General features: G+C 71.3%; 14 protein-coding genes and 3 pseudogenes. 16 read left to right on the top strand and 1 reads right to left on the bottom strand.

The features are described 5' to 3' along the window. The first annotated feature begins 14 nt into the window (after window positions 1-14). Window positions 15-467 carry an enolase C-terminal domain-like protein gene (locus BLV05_RS37255; RefSeq protein WP_052762780.1) on the top strand — a complete coding sequence of 151 codons (453 nt, stop codon included), beginning with the start codon at window positions 15-17 and terminating at the stop codon, window positions 465-467. Between the two features lie 220 nt (window positions 468-687). Here BLV05_RS37255 and BLV05_RS28710 read toward each other — a convergent pair whose 3' ends face one another. Then, the gene (locus tag BLV05_RS28710; RefSeq protein ID WP_046770742.1) at window positions 688-1641 is read right to left on the bottom strand and encodes a quinone oxidoreductase family protein; all 954 of its coding nucleotides are present in this window, start codon (window positions 1639-1641) and stop codon (window positions 688-690) included. Between the two features lie 89 nt (window positions 1642-1730). Here BLV05_RS28710 and BLV05_RS28705 point away from each other — a divergent pair, with 89 nt between their 5' ends. From BLV05_RS28705 to BLV05_RS28635, 15 genes and pseudogenes are all read left to right on the top strand, one after another. Continuing rightward, window positions 1731-2564: a helix-turn-helix transcriptional regulator gene (locus BLV05_RS28705; RefSeq protein WP_046770743.1), complete on the top strand. Its 834-nt coding sequence runs from the start codon at window positions 1731-1733 to the stop codon at window positions 2562-2564. Between the two features lie 278 nt (window positions 2565-2842). Beyond that, window positions 2843-3064, top strand: a complete 222-nt coding sequence (locus BLV05_RS28695; RefSeq protein WP_152690910.1) for a hypothetical protein — start codon at window positions 2843-2845, stop codon at window positions 3062-3064. 443 nt (window positions 3065-3507) lie between these two features. After that, entirely contained in the window at window positions 3508-4584 is a 1077-nt protein-coding gene (locus BLV05_RS28690) for a CobW family GTP-binding protein (protein WP_046770745.1), read from the top strand. 20 nt (window positions 4585-4604) lie between these two features. Next, window positions 4605-4727: a type B 50S ribosomal protein L36 gene (ykgO, locus tag BLV05_RS28685; RefSeq protein ID WP_046770746.1), complete on the top strand. Its 123-nt coding sequence runs from the start codon at window positions 4605-4607 to the stop codon at window positions 4725-4727. A gap of 64 nt (window positions 4728-4791) precedes the next feature. Beyond that, window positions 4792-4881 (top strand): annotated as a pseudogene (locus BLV05_RS38840) (30S ribosomal protein S18); the annotation flags it as partial. A gap of 19 nt (window positions 4882-4900) precedes the next feature. Beyond that, a complete protein-coding gene (gene rpmB / locus BLV05_RS28675) occupies window positions 4901-5137 on the top strand; it encodes a 50S ribosomal protein L28 (protein ID WP_046770747.1) in 237 nt (78 codons plus the stop codon). A 6-nt stretch (window positions 5138-5143) separates the two neighbouring features. Continuing rightward, window positions 5144-5221: pseudogene (gene rpmG / locus BLV05_RS28670) on the top strand (50S ribosomal protein L33); the annotation flags it as partial. A 3-nt stretch (window positions 5222-5224) separates the two neighbouring features. Further along, the gene (gene rpsN, locus BLV05_RS28665; RefSeq protein ID WP_046770748.1) at window positions 5225-5530 is read left to right on the top strand and encodes a 30S ribosomal protein S14; all 306 of its coding nucleotides are present in this window, start codon (window positions 5225-5227) and stop codon (window positions 5528-5530) included. Between the two features lie 59 nt (window positions 5531-5589). Beyond that, a pseudogene (locus BLV05_RS38835) lies at window positions 5590-6048 on the top strand (class I SAM-dependent methyltransferase); the annotation flags it as partial. A gap of 285 nt (window positions 6049-6333) precedes the next feature. Continuing rightward, window positions 6334-6579 (top strand): type B 50S ribosomal protein L31, encoded by a 246-nt coding sequence (locus BLV05_RS38830; RefSeq protein WP_046770815.1) that lies wholly within the window; start codon window positions 6334-6336, stop codon window positions 6577-6579. Window positions 6580-6581: 2 nt separating this feature from the next. Continuing rightward, window positions 6582-7328, top strand: coding sequence for a class I SAM-dependent methyltransferase (locus BLV05_RS28655; protein ID WP_046770749.1), 747 nt, complete (start codon window positions 6582-6584; stop codon window positions 7326-7328). A 15-nt stretch (window positions 7329-7343) separates the two neighbouring features. After that, entirely contained in the window at window positions 7344-8375 is a 1032-nt protein-coding gene (locus tag BLV05_RS28650) for an ABC transporter substrate-binding protein (RefSeq protein WP_046770750.1), read from the top strand. After that, the gene (locus tag BLV05_RS28645; RefSeq protein ID WP_052762781.1) at window positions 8372-9178 is read left to right on the top strand and encodes a class I SAM-dependent methyltransferase; all 807 of its coding nucleotides are present in this window, start codon (window positions 8372-8374) and stop codon (window positions 9176-9178) included. Before BLV05_RS28650 ends, BLV05_RS28645 begins: the two co-directional genes overlap by 4 nt. After that, window positions 9178-10233, top strand: coding sequence for a FecCD family ABC transporter permease (locus BLV05_RS28640; protein WP_082155529.1), 1056 nt, complete (start codon window positions 9178-9180; stop codon window positions 10231-10233). Before BLV05_RS28645 ends, BLV05_RS28640 begins: the two co-directional genes overlap by 1 nt. After that, complete coding sequence (locus BLV05_RS28635) at window positions 10230-11042, top strand: ABC transporter ATP-binding protein (protein ID WP_046770751.1); 813 nt, start codon at window positions 10230-10232, stop codon at window positions 11040-11042. The genes BLV05_RS28640 and BLV05_RS28635 overlap by 4 nt, the downstream gene beginning before the upstream one ends. Window positions 11043-11472: the final 430 nt, after the last annotated feature.

Here is an 11472-nt window from a genome sequence, read left to right as displayed (position 1 = left end):
TGGAAGCTTGTGAGGTGATCACCGGGGTGCCGCTTGCCGCTGGTGAGCAGTTGACCACGAAGTGGGAGTTCCGCCCGTTGATCGAGAACGACCTCATCGACCACGCCCGCATCGACCTGGCCAACACGGGCATCAGCGAGGGCCGCAAGATCGCCGCGATGGCCGAGGCGCACTACATCAGCGTGGCCGCGCACAACCCGCTCGGCCCGGTCTGCACTGCCGCCTCGGCCCACGTCAACCTCAGCCTGCCCAACGTCAGTGTGCAGGAGCAGAGTCGGCGGCACGGCTGGGACGACGCGCTCGTGCTGGCCGCACCGCGCATCGAGGCCGGTTCGGTGGTGCCGGCCGAGCTGCCGGGACTGGGGGTCGAGATCGACCTGGCGGCCGCCCGCACGGCGGCGTCGTCCTTGCGGTTCGCGCCGACGCCGCGGTTCGGCCGTGCGGACGGCTCGGTGATCAACTGGTGATGTCTCGTCAGCTCGGAGCGGTGACCGGGACTCCGTTGCTCTGCGCGGCCTCCGCCAGGCGCTCGTCGTAGGTCACGATCGTCTCGAGGTCGTCACCGAGCTCGAGGCGGTTCCGTCAGGTGTCGAGCGGCGATTCGGAGGGTGCCCGGCCGTCCACGGCTCTGGGCGGGTCGCTACGGCTGTTCCCGGCAGATACGTGGCCAAGTTTCGTAGCTCGGGCTCATGCCACCTGGAGGACGAACTTGCCGGTGCTCGCGCCAGATCCGATCCGGCGGTGTGCCTCGCCGGCGTCGGTCAGTGGCAGCACGGCGGCCAGGGCGACCTGAACGTCGCCGGACGTGACGGCACCGACGGCGTCGCGAAGGGCCGCGCCGACCGTGTCCGGATGCGTGTCGGACAGCCGCCCCAGGCTGTACCCGAGCACGCTCCGGCTCGTGGCGAACAGGTCGTTGGTGCCGACCGCGACGTCCGGCGCGCCGGAGGCGTTGCCCAGCAGGACCAGCCGCCCACCGGCACCCGTCGCGTCGAGACTGGCCCGCCGCGTTGGTCCGCCGATGGAGTCGACGACGACGTCGAAACCGGTCTCGGTGAGATCGTCGCGAACGACCACGTCGTGGAAGCCGTGCTTCATCGCCTCGGGCACCTTGTCGATCCGTCCGACTGTGCCGACGACACGACGGGCACCGCGCAGCCGCGCGACCTGACCCAGTTGACCGCCGACGCCACCGGCCGCGGCATGCACGAGCACCGACTCGCCGCCGGCCAGATGGGCGACCGTCCCCAGCGCCATCACCGCCGTCGTGGTGTTGACCGGGATGCCGGCGGCCACGTCGAGCGAGAAGCCCTCGGGCACCGGCGCGACGAGGCGGGCATCGACCACGACGAGCTCCGCGTACCCACCGCCGGCCACGGTCGTGAGCGCTACGACCGGCTGGCCGACACGCAGCCCTGTGGCGCCGTTGCCGAGCTCGCGGATGTGGCCGGCCACCTCGATCCCGGGGATGAACGGCAGCGGGACCTGCGCCAGGCCCTGCCGGAACATGATGTCGGCGAAGGTGACACCGGCGTAGGCCACGTCGACGGCGACCTCGCCGGGACCAGGGCGGGGAACGGGGACATCGGCAGCGGTCAGCACCTCAGGACCACCGAAGTCTGGAATCGTGACGGCTCTCATGGCAGCGAGCCTCGTCCCGGGATGCCCCGCGAACCAGATCACGTTGGTACTAGTACGGCAAGGGCCACCCAAACGCCCCGAGGAGACGCATGACGCCTGCCCGAGAACTCGCCGAGTTCCTTCGTACGCGACGAGCCAGGCTGAAGCCCGCAGAGCTCGGCCTCCCCGTGACGGCGCGCAGACGCGTCGACGGGCTGCGCCGCGACGAAGTGGCGCAGCTGGCCGGCGTGAGCGTCGAGTACTACATCCGTCTCGAGCAAGGACGCGGCGGCCATCCGTCGGACGCCATCCTGGACTCTGTCGCGTCCGCCCTCCGCCTCGGCTCCGCCGAGCGCGACCACCTCTTCCACCTCGCGCGGCCGCGCCGGACGAGGTCCCAGGCGGCGCCGGCCCAGGTGCGGCCGGCGATCGCCGAGCTGGTGGCGGCCATGCCTCAGCCGGTGGTCATCGTCGACCGGCGGCTGGACGTCCTGGGCCGGAACCCGCTGGCCGAGGCCGTCTTCGGCGGCGTCCACGAACAGACGCCGTACGCGGCGAACTGTGCCGCCAACACGTTCCTCGAACCCACGATGCGGCACTTCTTCGCCGAGTGGGAGCAGGTGGCGCAGGATGTGGTCGCGCTCCTACGCCGGCTGACCGGGCAGTTCCCGGACGACGTCGAGGTGACGGCGCTGATCGACGCACTCCTGGCCCACAGTGCTGACTTTCGTCGCATGTGGGCGGCGCACGACATCCGGCAGAAGCTCCACGGGCAGAAGCGGCTACGGCACCCTCTCGCCGGCGAGTTCACCCTGCACTACGAGATCCTCACGTTGCCGGACGACCCGGGGATCTCGCTGACCGTCTACACCGTGGGCCAGGACGATCTGGCACAGGCAGCCCTGGAGCTGCTCGCCGAACGCGACGGCATGCCAGCGGTGTGAGCCGGTCCCGCGCCGTCAGGGCAGGGGACCGGCGATGGTGCCGTCGCCCACCAGTTCCTGCCGTGAGGAACGACAACCGCGCGGACAGCACCAGCGCGGTGGCCTCCGCCACGTCCTCGGTCGGCGCACGTGTGCGACGGCAGTTTCCGTAGGGGCCAGGCCCGGGCGGCCGTCGACCAGCCGCCCGCCACAATGCCGCATGGTGCCGCAGTTCAGGTGGTGCGCGCGGGTACCGCGCACGGTGGTCAAGGCGCTGTCGGGCGCTGATACTGGTGAGCATGGGGAAGTCGCGGGTCACGATCGAGCTCGCGCCGTGGGTGCTGGCGGCGCTGGAGCAGGACGCTCGTGACGCGGGACTGTCGTTGGACGAGTACGTGGAGCGTGAGCTCGGCGTCGCGTACTTCCGGACACGGTTGGCCCAGGCGGAGCCAGTGGAGTTCGCGCCGGCCGAGGAACAGCTGATTCGGCGGGCGCTGGACTGGCAGCACCGGCACCCGTGAGTCGAGTGTCGGAGGGATGAGGTCATGACACCAGCTGATGCGCCAGTGCCGTGGGCAGAGATCGATGCTGCGTACGTGCGGCTCCGGGCAGACCCGGAGCAGTGGAGTGACTACCTCGCCGAGCTGGCGGCTTGGGAGGTCGGCGGCCGTCCTGACCCCGCCGCGGCGGGGGAGTAGCCGGAGTACCAGCCCACTCGGTGAGGCCCGGCGACGGCGCGGCTGTGGTGGCGGGATGGCCGATGCCAGCCAACGCCTCCGAGTGAAGAAGGCCCGGCCCTGCGGCTGGCCAGGGCCAGGCATGCGACCGTGACGGCCGATCTGCGCAGGTTTTGGGTCATGCCGGACACTATAGAGAACGATTCTTAAACCTATTAAGTGATGGATCGGGCTCGCTGCTAGGGTGTGGACCTAATGAGTTTGGTTCTCGTTAGAAAGAGTTCCGTATGCGTCCAACTCCTGTGGTCCTGGTGACCGGCATCTCGCCGGACGCGATGGCGTCGGCGACGGTCGCGCTGCAGTGGGACCTGCCCGGCGCCGTCGTCGTCCACCACAGCATCGACGTCGAGCGGGGCCGGCTGCTTCGCACCGTCAGTGACGTGACCGGCGTGCTGGAGAGAGCGGAGATCGACCTCGAGCACGCCTGTGTCAGCTGCGCCATCCGCGAGGACGTCGCGCCGACGCTGGCTCGGCTTGCCGACGCTGGCCGGTGGGGCGCGATCGTGGCGCATCTGCCGGTCGGTGCCGAGGGTCAGCAGGTCTGCCGGGTCGTCGCCGAGGACCCGGCGATGCGGCACGTGCGCATCGCCGGCGTGCTGTGCGCCGTCGACGGTGAGCGGCTGGTGGACGACCTGCTCGGGGACGCCCTGCTGAGCGAGCGAGGTGTGCATACGTCTGAGGACGACCGGCGCGGGGTGGCCGAGGTGGGCGCGGCGCAGGTGGAGTACGCCGACGCCGTCACCGTGGTCGGCAGGGCTGACGACTCGGAGCTGGAGCTGGTCCGAGCCCTGGCCCGGCCGGGCGCGACGGTGTTGGGCGACGGCGACCCGCTGGAGTTGACGCGGCTGCTGGCCGGCATCCACGTGCACGCGGCGGCCGAGTCCTGGGCGGCGCAGGTGCGGAACGGGCCGCTGCCCGAGCTTGCCGGCGAGCACGTGTGGCGGCTGGACCTGATGTCGGAGCGGCCCTTCCACCCCGACCGGCTGCACGAGGACATCGAGGCGATCGGCGGCGGCCCGCGGCGCTCGCGTGGCTGCTTCTGGCTGCCGACGCGGGCGGCGGTCGCGTGCGCGTGGGACGGCGCGGGCGGCCTGCTGAGCATCGGTGTCGCCGAGCCGTGGGCACGGCGACGCCCGTTCACACGGATCGTCGTGACCGGTATGGACGACGGCCGCGACGAGGTGGCGGCGGCGTTCGAGCGCTGCTTGCTCAGCTCGGCCGAGGTGCGCCACCGCGGCAAGTATTGGGAGGCCGCGGGCGACGGCTTCGAGGCGTGGCTCGGCGACATCCACAGCTCGCTCTGACGACGAACGGAAGGCAGGAGATGAAGGTTCGCAACTCGCTCAAGTCGCTGAAGGCCAAACCCGGCTCGCAGGTGGTGCGCCGCTGTGGTCGCGTCTTCGTGATCAACAAGCAGAACCCGCGCTTCAAGGCCCGCCAGGGCTGACGGTGACTTCGGCTTCCAGGAAGCGACCGATGCCCGGCCGGCGCAAGCGCACGAACCCGCTGCCGGGTTGACGCCTGAACAGCAGCGCGCGGTAGCCCGCGCGATCAGGAACGCCCGCGAGATGGCCCTGCTGCCGTACCCGTCGGGACGCTGACCACGGAAGGGAACTCTGCATGTCCGCACGCTGCCAGGTGACCGGAGCCCAGCCGGGCTTCGGGCACTCGATCTCACACTCGCATCGCCGCACCAAGCGCCGGTTCGAGCCGAACATCCAGCGCAAGCTCTACTGGGTGCCGTCGCTGGGCCGCAACGTCACGCTCACGGTGAGCGCCCGCGGCATCAAGACCATCGACAAGCGCGGCATCGACGCCGTCGTCGCGCAGCTGCTTGCCCGCGGGGAGAAGCTGTAGATGGCCCGCAACGACCCTGACCGCATGGTGCACAAGTACGACCCGGTCGTGCGCCGGCACGTCGACTTCCGTGAGGAGCGCTGAGCCGTGGCGAAGAAGAGCAAGCTCGTCAAGAATGCGCGGCTGCAGGAGATCGTCGCCCGGTATGCCGAGCGCCGGGCCGAGCTCAAGCGCGTCATCGCCGATCCCGTCGGCACGGACGACGAGCGCGCCGCGGCCAGGCGGGCGCTGGCCCGGCAGCCGCGCGACGCGAGCGCCACCCGGCTGCGCAACCGCGACCAGGTCGACGGGCGGCCCCGCGCGGTCTACCGGAAGTTCGGACTCTCGCGCATCCGGCTGCGCGAGCTGGCCCATCGCGGCCAGCTGCCCGGTGTCACCAAGTTCAGCTGGTAGCCGTCGTGTCCACCACTGAGACGGGGTACGAGCAGCTCGCCGAGTTCCACGACCTGTTCATGACCGAGCCGTGGGAGCGGCTGCGCCCGCACGTGCGGGCGGCGTTCGCCGACCTCGGCGCGGAAGCGGTTGTCGTGGAGTTCGGTGCGGGTACCGGCATCGGCACGCGCGTCATCGCCGCCGAGACGGCCGCACGCATCGTGGCGCTGGAGCCGGCCCTGGTGATGCGCTCGATCCTGACCGCACGGGTGGCCGACGACGCCGACCTGGCCCGGCGGATCACCGTCGTCGCCGGCTCCGCGCCGGCCGGCCTCGGCCTGCTCCCTGACCGCGTCGACGGGTTCGTCTGCGCGCACATGCTCGGCCACCTCGGCCAGGACGACCGGCGCGGCCTGTTCGGCTGGCTCGGTACCCACCTGTCCGAGGACGGGGTCGGCGTCGTCACGACCCAGCGCCCGCCCGACACACCCCACGACGGCGAGCCCGGCGGCGAGATCGTCGAGATCCGCAGACTCGGCGACTACGAGTACCGCGCCCACCACCTCACGGCGGCCGGAGCGCAGGAGTACTCCAGCCGCTACGAGGTCTGGCAGGACGACACCCTGATCCGGTCCCACTCGTTCGCCGGTGACTGGCGGTTGGTCACCATCCAGGACGTCACCGCCGACTTGCCGACCGGCCTCGTCCTCGAGCCCGTTGACAGCGCCGTCGCCCTGATTCGGAACGCCGACAGGTGGCGGCGATCCGTCGGCGCCTGGCGCCAGCGCAGCAAGGCGTCCCAGAGTCGAACCATGAGGGAGACCATGAAGAAGGACATCCATCCCGACTACCGCCCGGTGGTGTTCCGCGACGGCGGCGCCGGTATGGCGTTCCTGACCCGGTCGACGGCGACGTCGGAGAAGACGATCGTGTGGGAGGACGGGCAGACGTATCCGGTCGTGGATGTGGAAATCTCCTCGGCGAGCCACCCGTTCTACACCGGGCGGGCGAAGATCTTGGACACCGCCGGCCAGGTGGAGAAGTTCCGCCGCCGGTTCGGCTCGCGTTAGCCATGAGCCCGGGTCTCGGTGCCGACGAGTACCAGCGCTCGGCCGAGTACGTGGACATCCTGCTGGCCGAGCCGTGGCGGGTCTTCGGTCCGCTGGTTGCGGCCGGCCTCCAGGGAGTCAATCCAGCGGCAGGCCCGGTGGTCGACCTCGGCGCCGGGACCGGGCGCGGGGTGCTGGCGGTGGCGGCCGCGTTGCCGGAGGCGGAGGTCCTCGCGGTCGAACCGTCGCCGGCGATGCGGGCCGTGCTGATGGCGCGCGTGGGGTCCGACGACGATCTGCGCCGCCGGGTGAGCGTCGTCGCCGGCGATCTGGCGTCTGTGCGTTCGGCGGAGCGGTTCGGTGCCGTGCTGGCGATGAACATGATCGGCCATCTGGACCGGGCCGCCCGGAAGGCGTTCTGGGCGACCCTGGCGGGGCGGCTCGCGTCGGGAGCGCCGGCGTTGGTGAACCTGCAGCCGCCGGCCGAGGCCGTCGAGGTCGCCGAGACGCCGGGATCCGAGGTGACGGTGGGCCGCTACACGTATCGGGGTTCCGGCCGGGCGATCCCGACGGCCGCGGACCAGGTGACCTGGCACATGACCTACCGGACCTTCGAGGACGGCGTCATGGTGGCCGAGGAGCGAGTCTCGTATGCGTGGTGGGTGCTCTCCGAAGACGGTCTGCGCGCCGAGGTCGCGGCGGCGGGCCTCCACGCCGTGCCACTCGGCTCCCCTGAGATGGGGCTCCACCGGGTGGAGACGGTCGTGTAGTCTGCGGCTGTGCGAATGAGAACAATTATCGTATTCACTGGCATTCTCGGCCTAGCGGCCCTGGGCGGGTGCTCGTCGTCGACGCCGGCGGCGGAGGCGGGTTCGGCCGCCGAGGCTCCAGGTGCGGGCTCTACCTCGTACCCGCTCACCTACGAGAACTGCGACTTCGAGTCCACGGTCGAGCAGGCGCCGACGCGGGCGGTGTCGCTGAACCAGTCGGCGACGGAGATCCTGATCCGGCTCGGGTTGTCCGGCCGCGTCGTCGGGACGGCCTACGAGACCGACCCGGTCCCGGCTGATATCCAGGCCGAGTACGAGGCCATCCCGCTGCTCACCGACGGGCTGCTGAAGCACGAGACGCTGCTGGAGGCGCAGCCGGACTTCGTCTACTCGTCGTTCGCCTCGTTCCTCACCGCCGAGAACGCCGGCGAGCGGGCCGAGCTGCAGGAGCTGGGCGTCCCGACCTACCTGACGGAGTTCGACTGCACCTACCACGAGGCGGTCGAGGGTGGCGCGACGTTCGAGATGCTGCAGGAGGAGATCGAGGCGATCGCCGAGATCTTCGACGTATCGGCGGCTGGGGAGGCGCTGGTGGCGCAGCAGCGGTCAGTGATCGACGACGGCCTGGCGACGGCCGAGGCGATCACCGGCTCGCCGCGGCTGGTGTGGTTCTATTCGACGGCCGCCGATGCATCGACGCCGTCGGTGGCGGGACCGGGTGGGTTGCCGCAGACGGTGACGGAGTTGCTGGGCGCGCAGAACGTGTTCGCCGACGCGTCGACGAAGTGGCCGGAGGTCAGCTGGGACGAGGTGGCGGCGCGCAACCCGGACGTCATCGTGCTGGCCGACTTGACCCGCGGGTACCCGGGCGACACCGCACAGGAAAAGATCGACTTCCTGAAGAGCGACCCGCTGACCTCCACCATGGACGCCGTCCGCAACGACCGGTTCATCGTCGTCCCCGGCCAGTACATGGACCCGTCCGTCCACAGCGTCGAGGCGATACCGGCGGTGGCCGAGGGCCTGGTCGAGCTGGGGTTCGCGTGAACGCTCGACACGTAGCGACCGGCATCGACGAGCTGGTGCGGGCCTGGGACGAGCAGCAGGCCGCCTACGTCAACCGTCGGGAGCAGCGGTTCGACATCCTGCTGGACGTGGTGGTGCGCCACTGCGCCACGGCCGTCGACCAGGGCGACGACGGGGCCGGTCTGACGATTCTGGACCTCGGGTGCGGCCCCGGCAGCCTCTCCGGGCGCCTGCTCGAGCGCCTGCCGTCGGCGCGGGTGATCGGGATCGACTACGACCCGGTGCTGCTGGCGATCGCCGACGCGTGGGTCGGCGCGCGACATGGCGACCGGTTCGCGCCGGTCGACGCCGACCTCGCAGCACCGGGCTGGGAGCGCAGGCTCCCGTCGACGGCGAGCAACGCGCGGGTCGTGGTCTCCTCGACGGCGCTGCACTGGCTGCAGCCGGCACAGCTCGTCGCGCTCTACGGGACGTTGGGCAGCCTGCTGCCGCCCGACGCGATCTTCCTGAACGCCGACCATCTCCGCTACGACCCGCGGACCCAGCCGTGCCTCACCGCGGCCGCCGCGGCCGACGACGCTCGGACGCAGCGCGATGCGCACGAATGCGGCGTGTCGACTTGGGACGCATGGTGGGCCGATGCCGTCGCCGTGCCCGAGTTCGGCCGCCACCTCGCCGAACGCGAGCGACGGTTCGCCGACCGCCCGCCCACTCCGGACGCGCCGCTCGAGCTGCACCTGCAGGCTCTGGCGATGGCCGGGTTCGCCGAGACCGGCACCGTCTGGCGGCACTACGACGACGTCGTCGTCTTCGCCCGGCGGTGATGCTGCGAAGGGTCGCCCGCGGCCCGGGCCGGCCGCTGCGGCCGCTGCTCGTCGTCGTGGCCTGCGCCGGGATGCTCGGCGTCTCGATCGTCACTGCGGCCTTCGTCGGCACGGCGCAGATCGGCCCGGCCGACGTGCTCGGGATCATCGTGCGCCACGCGGGACTGGGCGCACTCGCGCCTGCGCCGCCGGTTCCGCCGCTGATCGACTCGCTGATCTGGGAGTCGCGGCTGCCGCGAGTCCTGCTGGCGGCGACGGTGGGTGCCGGCCTGTCCGTCTCCGGCGCCGTCCTGCAGTCGGTGACGCGCAACCCGCTCGCCGAGCCCTACCTGCTGGGTGTTTCCTCCGGCGCCTCCACCGGGGCGGTCGCGGTGATGGTCCTCGGCGTCGGCGCCGGCGCGGTGACGCTCTCGACCGGCGCGTTCGCCGGTGCGCTGACCGCGTTCGGGATCGTCCTGCTGCTCATCGGCGGCGGACGGGTGGCCGATCCGGCGCGGGTGGTGCTCACCGGCGTGCTCGTGTCGCAGTTCTTCTCCGCCATCACGTCGCTCGTCCTCATGCTCGACGGCGACGCGGACGCCACCCGCGGCTTCACCTACTGGTTGCTCGGATCGCTCAGCGGCGCCCGGTGGGAGCCGCTGCTCGCCGCGGCGGCGGTGATCGTCCCCGGAACGCTGGTCTGCCTGCTCTATGCGGCAGCCTTGGACGCGTTCACGTTCGGCTGGGACGCGGCCGCGTCCCTGGGCGTCGACGTCGCCCGTGCCCGGGCCGCGCTGATGATCCTCGCGGCGCTCATCACGGCCGCGGCGGTGGCGGCATCGGGCGCCATCGGCTTCGTCGGCCTGCTCGTCCCGCACGTCGTGCGGCTGCTGACCGGACCCGGGCACCGGCTGCTGCTGCCGCTCTCGGCGCTGGCCGGCGCGACCTTCCTCGTCTGGGTCGACACCTTCGCGCGCTCGGCCTTCACCCCGCACGAGGTCCCCGTCGGCGTCATCACAGCACTGCTGGGAGCGCCGGCGTTCGCGCTCATGCTCCGGAAGACAGGTGGACCATGACGGTGCTCGCGGCGAACGGCCTCGCCTGGTCGGCCGGAGGCGTGAGAATCCTCGACGGCGTCGACGTCGCGGCGCACCGGGGCGAGGTCCTGGGCGTCCTCGGCCCCAACGGCGCCGGCAAGACCTCGCTGCTGCGCCTGCTCGCCGGGCTGCGGCGACCGGATCGCGGCACCGTCACACTCGACGGACAACCCATGCACGTCTTGCCCCGGCGGGCGATCGCTCAGCGGCTGGCCATCGTCGAACAGGCACCAGAGGCGCATACCGATCTCACCGTGTCCGATGCGGTGGCACTTGGCCGCACCCCACACCGCCGCCGGTTCGCCCCGCTCCGTGCCGCCGACCACGCGGCCATCGACCGCGCTCTCGACCTCACCGGCATGAGCCCCTATAGGACGCGGTCGTGGCGCACGCTGTCCGGTGGCGAGCAGCAGCGCACGCAGCTCGCCCGGGCGCTCGCCCAGGAACCCGCGGTCATCGTGCTCGACGAGCCCACGAACCATCTCGACATCCGCTATCAACTCGACGTCCTCGCGCTGCTGCGCCGGCTCGAGATGACGGTGGTCACCGCATTGCACGACCTCAACCTCGCCGCGCGCTTCTGCGACCGCCTCGCGGTGCTCGACGGTGGCAGGGTCGCGGCAGCGGGCGACCCGGACGCCGTTCTCACCAGGGCGCTCATCCGCGACGTCTACGGGGTCGACGCCGTGGTGGAGACCTCGCCGCACACGGGCATGCCCGCGGTGACCTACCTGGGTGCGCCGGCCCGCGCCGAGGGGCGCGTCCGCCCGTTGCCACCCAGCGTGTAACCAGCTGGAATGGGTCGCCGACGACGTGGTGGCCGCCGGCGGCGCGGCAAGCGTGTGGCTGGCCCGCTGCCAGTCGGCATGGGCCGACCTGGACATCCGGGTCACAGCTCCAGTCTGGCTAGAACGTGGGGTCGAATGCGTCCCGACCCGCCGACGTCACTCACCCTGACCCAGAAAGCGATCGGCATCTGAGCCGCTTCCAGCGCGATTCACCTCACGGGCGCAGCTCCAAGATCGTGTGCGGTCTGTGTGCCGATCTTGCTCGCCAGGCCGCGTCAGCCAGGGCCAGGCGTGGCGGAACCAGGGCTTTTGAACTGCAGCGACTCGATCCGACCCAGGTGTGCGAGGTGTGGGTTCGTCGTGCACACCGAAGAGGTGACTGGTTCGATCCAACCGCTGAGTGGACCGACGCCCGCTGTCGCCGGCCACC

Origin of the sequence: Jiangella alkaliphila (genome assembly GCF_900105925.1) — a bacterium.
Lineage (GTDB): Bacteria > Actinomycetota > Actinomycetes > Jiangellales > Jiangellaceae > Jiangella > Jiangella alkaliphila.
Note: the sequence above shows the minus strand (reverse complement) of the source record. Positions and strands in the feature narration are given on the sequence as shown.